Origin of the sequence: Oscillatoria sp. HE19RPO (assembly GCF_024220515.1) — a bacterium.
Classification (GTDB): domain Bacteria; phylum Cyanobacteriota; class Cyanobacteriia; order Cyanobacteriales; family Laspinemataceae; genus Laspinema.
In genome coordinates this window covers 1-6,369 of the sequence record NZ_JAMXOT010000276.1, presented here as the reverse complement: position 1 = coordinate 6,369, position 6,369 = coordinate 1, and the positions used below count along the sequence as shown (strand labels likewise).

Genomic DNA, 6,369 nt, shown 5'->3' with positions numbered 1-6,369 from the left:
TTTCCCCCGTTTGTAGTAACGACTTCAGTCGTTATCCGGGTTCATCCCTGGGTAAAGAAACGACTGAAGTCGTTACTACGAACAAGGAAATCCGAAAATCTCCCCGTTTGTAGTAACGACTTCAGTCGTTATCCGGGTTCGGATGAACCCGGCGATAACCCCTGGGGAAGAAACGACTGAAGTCGTTACTACGAACAAGGAAATCCGAAAATCTCCCCGTTTGTAGTAACGACTTCAGTCGTTATCCGGGTTCATCCCTGGGGAAAGAAACGACTGAAGTCGTTACTACGAACAAAGAAAACCGGCAATTCCCCCGTTTGTAGTAACGACTTCAGTCGTTATCCGCGTTGATGCAGCGCGAGAGAGAACCGAGGGCGCGATATAATAATTACAGGGTAATCATTGTCTAAGCTTTCAAAAATAGATTTGTAAAATTATGATTCAACAAAATTTTAAGGGGAAAACTGAACCGCAGGAGTTAAAAAAATGTCCCTCGGGTATTCGAGGTTTAGATGAAATAACCGGGGGTGGATTACCCCAGGGACGACCAACGTTAGTCTGTGGAACTGCCGGTTGTGGGAAAACCTTGATGGCGATGCAGTTTTTAATCAAGGGTGTTGAGGACTATGATGAACCCGGTGTGTTTCTATCTTTTGAAGAAACTGCTGAAGAATTAAGACAAAATGTCATCTCCCTCGGGTGGGATGTTAAAGCATTACAAGACAAAAAAAAATTAGGGATTGATTATGTGCATATCGATCGCAGTGAGTTTCAAGAAACTGGAGAATACAATTTAGAAGGATTGTTTCTGCGACTGGCGATCGCCATTGATCGAGTCCAAGCGAAGCGGGTTGCCTTGGATACCCTAGAGGTGCTCTTTGGCGGATTGGATAATGAGGCGATCGTGCGATCCGAACTGCGGCGGTTGTTTCGGTGGCTGAAAGATAAAGGGGTGACGGCAATTGTTACCGCAGAAAGTGGGGAAAATTCCCTCACCCGCCAAGGATTAGAGGAATATGTTTCTGATTGTGTGATTCGTCTGCAACAGCAAGTTAGCGATCGCATTGCCACCCGGACTTTACATATTGTCAAATATCGGGGGTCCAAACATGGCAGTAATGAATACCCGTTTTTAATTGAAACAGACGGAATTTCTGTCGTTCCTATTACCTCGATCGGACTGAATCATCAAGTGTCTACGGAACGAATTTCCACTGGAATTCATCGCCTAGATATGATGTTAGGCGGCCAGGGATTTTATCGCGGTAGTAGTGTTTTAATTAGTGGCACCGCAGGTACGGGAAAAAGTACGGTAGCGGCACATTTTGCTCAGGCAACTTGTAGGCGGGGAGAACGATGTTTGTACATTGCGTTTGAGGAATCTCCCAACCAAATTATTCGGAATATGCGATCGATTGGGTTAGACTTAGAAAGTTGCGTTCAAGATGGTTTGCTCGTCTTTGAATCCGTCCGACCGACCCTGTACGGGTTAGAAATGCACCTGGTTAAATTCTATCATGCGATCGAAACCTTAAAACCCCAGGTTGTGATTGTTGATCCCATTTCTAACCTGCATTATGTCGGAAATGATATCGAAGTCAAATCCTTTCTGATGCGCCTGATAGACTTTCTCAAAACCCACATTATCACCAGTTTGATGACGAGCCTCACCATCAGCAGCAGTACATCCTTAGAACGTACAGATATCGGGGTTTCTTCATTAATGGATACCTGGCTGATGCTGCGGGATATGGAAACCAACGGCGAACGTAATCGATTACTGTACCTGCTGAAATCTCGCGGGATGGAACACTCGAATCAAGTCCGGGAATTTCGCCTGAGTTCATCTGGGGTAGAATTAATCAAAGCCTATCTTGGACCGGGCGGTGTACTCACGGGTTCAGCGCGCGCCGTCCAGGAATCTCGCGAACAAGCAGAGACATTACTGCGGCAAAAAGAAATTGAAACCAAACAACGAAACATCGAACGGAAACGGGCGGTGATTGAAGCCAAAATTCAGGCATTGCAAGCTGATTTTGAATTAGAAAAAGCTGAGATAGAACGGGGAATCCATAAAGAAGAGTTGGAGGAAAAAATTCACCGAGAAACTGAAATAAAAATGGGAGAAATGCGACGGGTTGAGGGGAATAGTGACTTATAGCGGGTCTAAATTATTCCGTGACGGCTGAAAGAGCGAGTCACCCTTCCCTTGTGGGTTACCAGAGATTATCCTTCGACTCACAAGAATTTGTGTAAATGTTTAAACGTCTGCTATTTCTCTTTTAGGAGTAGCCCATGATATCAGTGTCTCATTCAAGGAAAAGAACATGGAAAACAATCCGGAAAAAATCTCTAAACCCGAGGTCGATGTATTTGAAGAGTTTTTATCGCGACCCAAGGAGGAAAAATACTTACTTCGCTTATTTATTGCGGGAAATACGCCCAATTCTAATCGAGCTTTCAACAAAATTAAAAATATTTGTGAAGAATATTTACCGGGACGATATGAATTAGAAGTTATTGATATTTATGAACAGCCGGAAATGATGGAACAAGAACAAATTATTGCCATTCCGACTTTAGTCAAAAAACTGCCGCCCCCACTACAGAAGTTTATTGGGGATTTGGCGAATACGGAAAAGGTCCTGCTTGGGTTAGATATTAATTATTATCGCTCCAATTAACTGGGGCATCATGATGGAGAGTTCAAGGGGTTTGAGGCTTCACAGGACTCCTGTTATCCAGCCAGAGCAAGAGAAGGAGCGCACGATGGTGTGCGCCCTACTTCTGGGGACTCCGCCCTTATCTGTGCTTAGAGGGGCGGTGCACCATTTCCCCGAGGCAGTCTCATCCCTTCTGTTGCTTGCCGGTATTGTTCCACACTATCGGAATAGTCGATCGGCAGCACTGAGGCTACGTTTTCGTGGGGACGGGGAATAATTACCCAAGTTTCTAAGGTCGCCCCAAATGTATGCTCTACGGCATCAATTCCGGCCTCCATTGCCGTTTTGACTTCCGAGACATCCCCCCGAATCATCACGGTGAAGCGCGCGCTTCCGGCTCTAATATACCCGACTAAGGTGACGCGACCTGCTTTCACCATCGCGTCTGCTGCTGCTAAAATTCCTGGAAACCCCTTGGTTTCAAGTGCTCCAACTGCTTGCTGTGATGGCATCCTCTAATTTCCTCAATCAAAACTGTAAAACTCCCAAACCCAATTTTACGCAGCTTGTTGACACATTTCGTCTTGAGATGCGGATTATTTTATAATTTTCGGGTCCGGAGTAGGGGCAGGAATCATCGCCACTGTTCCACTGCATCGGTGTAGGCGATCGACATGACATCGACCACATTGTGGGTGGGATTGGCAATAATATAATGGGTAACGACGACACCCCCAGGGGTGTTCTCTCCGGCTGCAATTCCTGCCGCCATAGCGGTTTCCACCTCAGAAACAGGTCCGCGAATCACCACCATAAACTCGGCTCTTTCCGCTAAATCATAATGCACGAGGGTGACTCGGGCGGCTTTAACCATCGCATCAGCAGCGGCAAGCACAGCCGGAAACCCTAATGTTTGAATTACTCCAACAGCAGCAGGCATTCTCGCTCTGTCTCCTCGAACGATAAAAGGTATCCCTTAATTGTAGGGGGTTTTTAGCCCTTTTTTACGTCTATGTGCCGATCGCCCGATGGGAGAATTAAGCCGAAGGTTGGTGGGACTCCCTCGCCTACTCTCCCTCGGGTTTTACACGGGATCCGGTCTCTAAAAACCCGCACCCTAAAGGGTGGGGCTATACGGACGAAGCCCGCCTGCGCGGGCTAAGAGCGAAAATCGACTTTTTACAACCGGATTTGGTATTAGCTGGCTTTGGGATTTTCGGAAAAAGTCAGCAAAAAGGCTAAATTTTCTTCGGCTTTTAAAGCATGAGGGGCGCTACCGGGCATGAACACAAAAACCCCCGGTTCTAGGATGATTTCTTTTCCCTCTAAGGTGAGGATGCCTCGCCCTTCAATGACATTAACGGTGGCATTGCGTGGGGCGGTATGTTCAGAAATATCCGTATCGGCAGCTAGGCAAAATAAGGTATATTGACAGGCTTTATCTTGCAAGACTACTTTGCTGAGAACTCCAGCAGTGGGATATTCAATCAGGGTTTTTAATTGGGTTGTAAACGAGGCGTTATTAGGGGCGATCGCAGTCATTGTTATCTTTACTCCTATGATGGTTACAGCCCCTTGAATTGGGAGCATCTCAATTTGTTCAAGAGACCTAACCCCCCAGCCCCCTTCCCTACAAGGGAAGGGGGAGAAAGAGGTCAGATCGGTTTTTAGGCAAAATTGAGATGCTCCCCTGGAATTCCAGGGGCTATCCCTCTATTTTACCAAGCAATCCATGAACTTGGGCGGTTCCCTCAATCTTTACCTTTATTGAGCGATCGCACAAATGGCGACATACCCTAATTCATTTTGATAGTTGAGATAGGTGCGGCGCATTTCTAACACCCGTTCTCGTAACGGTGGATTGGTTAAGATATTTTTGGCAATGCGGATAGTTCCCCCCAATCCTTCATCGCGAATCAGTTGTTTCAGGCTCAATAATTCCATGCCTCCGCTGTGGGTTTGCTGCACTTGTAATCCCGCTTCTGCATAAAGCTCTGTCCAATGGTTGAGGGAAAGGGGAGATGAATTCACCCGGATGACTTTGGCTAACACTTGATGAATTTCTTCTTCTTTGTCCCGAACCAGCATTTCTTGGGAGAGAAATTTGCCTCCCGGTTTGAGTTTTTGGCGAATAGATTTGACCAATTTGGTTTTTCCCGGAAGGGATTGCAGAGTTAAAATGGCTTCGGCCAAAACATAATCAAATTCTCCAGGAATCTCCTCTAAACGAAAAATATCCCCTTCGATGATTTCGATTTGAGAGTCCAATCCAGCAGCACGAATATTTTGGCGCGATCGCTCAACACTTTGGGGATTTTTTTCCACTCCAACCACCCGCACTCCAAACCGTTGAGCAATGGCGATCGCACTCTCCCCAAAACTGGAGGCTAACTCTAGCACCGTTTCCCCCGGTTGAAAATTGGCCCAGTTCAATAACTGCTCTGTTGCTGCAATTCCTCCGGGTCTGAGAACGGTTTTCCCCGCAGCGGCTAAAATTTGATGTCCTGGGGCGGTTTTAAAATTTAAAGGGACTGTTGTCATGATATTAACTTCCTGATTTTTGATGCCAAAAAGGGGTTTAAATCCCTTAACTTTTCGTTAAAAATTCCACTTGGGGCAGCAGGGGGTCTCGAACGAGACCCACTCCTGTAAACCCCCACCGATTCAGGATAGCACCTAGCTGAGAACCCGGTATGGATTCGATCGCCACTCGATCCTTGAAGTCCGGGGCATATTTATTCATATAGGTTAACGCATCAAAATGTTCGCGAAACAACAGCAAATACCCTGAATCCGCTGGTTTATCTGGGTCATTCCCGCGAGGATGGGCCGCAATATAGCTACCGTCAATTTTAGACCGAATTAAGTAATGAATTTGGGAGTACATAATTATCTAAAAAGTTTCAAATCAAGGGGATAAAACATCAATGCCTAGGGCGAAAAACAGTTGTCAATCGGGGTCAATATCCTCTAATGGGCTGTATTCCGCCCTGGTGGGTGGATTGGCACAAATGATTAAATTCCACTTCAGAAGCGATCCCGATCTCCTGTCTCTCACATTACACCTTTTTACACCTTTTTGGTTAGAATGTTCCTTCCCTGGGTACGTCATAACGAGGGCAAGAGTCTACGCCAAGAGCCACATCAGCTATTAATTCATCAGCGAGGTCGAGAAACTTGGTGATTCGGACATCACTGAGTTGGTAGTACACGAAACGCCCCTGCTGTTGGCGGACAACCAAATCGCAACAGCGCAGACAACTCAGATGATTGGAAACATTAGACTGGGTGAGTCCCGTTGCTGTAACAATTTCGTTGACCTTCTTCGGTCCCTCTCGCAAAGCATTGAGGATAGACAAACGCGAGGAGTCAGAAAATCCCCGAAATAGTTTGACCTTCAGATCGGTAGCTTCAGTTTTGGTGAGTTGAGGTTTGGCAATCATGGATAGGGGGCAACAGGCTTGGGGGTTGACATATCAGCGAGGACTGATATCCTGAAAGAAGACATATCAGCACTCGCTGATATGATAGCTGGATAGGTCGAGTCGTATTGAAAGACCGGGCTTTCAGGGAACTCCAAAAAATAAAACCTTCAAAAAACCCGCAGGCTCAAGCCTGGGGCTACACGGACAAAGCCCGCCTGCGCGGGCTAAAAGAGCCTTGTTAGGTGCGATCGCATCAAAGCAAGGATGATTTATTTGTTGGA

The 6,369-nt window shown here is 46.4% G+C and carries 8 protein-coding genes; 2 read left to right on the top strand and 6 right to left on the bottom strand.

The window, feature by feature from the left end; genetic code table 11:
- Window positions 1–436 precede the first annotated feature (436 nt).
- Both kaiC and NG833_RS22760 read left to right on the top strand, forming a co-directional pair.
- Window positions 437–2,161, top strand: coding sequence for a circadian clock protein KaiC (gene kaiC, locus NG833_RS22765; RefSeq protein ID WP_254567558.1), 1,725 nt, complete (start codon window positions 437–439; stop codon window positions 2,159–2,161).
- A gap of 166 nt (window positions 2,162–2,327) precedes the next feature.
- The gene (locus tag NG833_RS22760; protein WP_254567557.1) at window positions 2,328–2,684 is read left to right on the top strand and encodes a circadian clock KaiB family protein; all 357 of its coding nucleotides are present in this window, start codon (window positions 2,328–2,330) and stop codon (window positions 2,682–2,684) included.
- 128 nt (window positions 2,685–2,812) lie between these two features.
- On the opposite strand, the gene NG833_RS22755 is transcribed toward NG833_RS22760, so the two are convergent.
- From NG833_RS22755 to NG833_RS22730, 6 genes are all read right to left on the bottom strand, one after another.
- Window positions 2,813–3,175, bottom strand: a complete 363-nt coding sequence (locus tag NG833_RS22755) for a carbon dioxide-concentrating mechanism protein CcmK (protein ID WP_254567556.1) — start codon at window positions 3,173–3,175, stop codon at window positions 2,813–2,815.
- A 122-nt stretch (window positions 3,176–3,297) separates the two neighbouring features.
- Window positions 3,298–3,603 carry a BMC domain-containing protein gene (locus NG833_RS22750; RefSeq protein ID WP_254567555.1) on the bottom strand — a complete coding sequence of 102 codons (306 nt, stop codon included), beginning with the start codon at window positions 3,601–3,603 and terminating at the stop codon, window positions 3,298–3,300.
- Between the two features lie 257 nt (window positions 3,604–3,860).
- Window positions 3,861–4,205 (bottom strand): cupin domain-containing protein, encoded by a 345-nt coding sequence (locus NG833_RS22745; RefSeq protein WP_254567554.1) that lies wholly within the window; start codon window positions 4,203–4,205, stop codon window positions 3,861–3,863.
- 222 nt (window positions 4,206–4,427) lie between these two features.
- Entirely contained in the window at window positions 4,428–5,204 is a 777-nt protein-coding gene (locus NG833_RS22740; protein WP_254567553.1) for a cyclopropane-fatty-acyl-phospholipid synthase family protein, read from the bottom strand.
- Between the two features lie 46 nt (window positions 5,205–5,250).
- A complete protein-coding gene (locus tag NG833_RS22735; RefSeq protein WP_015151387.1) occupies window positions 5,251–5,550 on the bottom strand; it encodes a hypothetical protein in 300 nt (99 codons plus the stop codon).
- 196 nt (window positions 5,551–5,746) lie between these two features.
- Window positions 5,747–6,106, bottom strand: a complete 360-nt coding sequence (locus NG833_RS22730; protein WP_254567552.1) for a helix-turn-helix transcriptional regulator — start codon at window positions 6,104–6,106, stop codon at window positions 5,747–5,749.
- Between the last annotated feature and the right edge of the window lie 263 nt (window positions 6,107–6,369).

Bases quoted from the DNA above. Each gene is read 5' to 3' on its own strand.
- NG833_RS22740 (WP_254567553.1), bottom strand. From the start codon at position 5,204: ATGACAACAGTCCCTTTAAATTTTAAAACCGCCCCAGGACATCAAATT.
- NG833_RS22750 (WP_254567555.1), bottom strand. From the start codon at position 3,603: ATGCCTGCTGCTGTTGGAGTAATTCAAACATTAGGGTTTCCGGCTGTG.
- NG833_RS22730 (WP_254567552.1), bottom strand. From the start codon at position 6,106: ATGATTGCCAAACCTCAACTCACCAAAACTGAAGCTACCGATCTGAAG.
- NG833_RS22755 (WP_254567556.1), bottom strand. From the start codon at position 3,175: ATGCCATCACAGCAAGCAGTTGGAGCACTTGAAACCAAGGGGTTTCCA.
- NG833_RS22760 (WP_254567557.1), top strand. From the start codon at position 2,328: ATGGAAAACAATCCGGAAAAAATCTCTAAACCCGAGGTCGATGTATTT.
- NG833_RS22735 (WP_015151387.1), bottom strand. From the start codon at position 5,550: ATGTACTCCCAAATTCATTACTTAATTCGGTCTAAAATTGACGGTAGC.
- NG833_RS22745 (WP_254567554.1), bottom strand. From the start codon at position 4,205: ATGACTGCGATCGCCCCTAATAACGCCTCGTTTACAACCCAATTAAAA.
- kaiC (WP_254567558.1), top strand. From the start codon at position 437: ATGATTCAACAAAATTTTAAGGGGAAAACTGAACCGCAGGAGTTAAAA.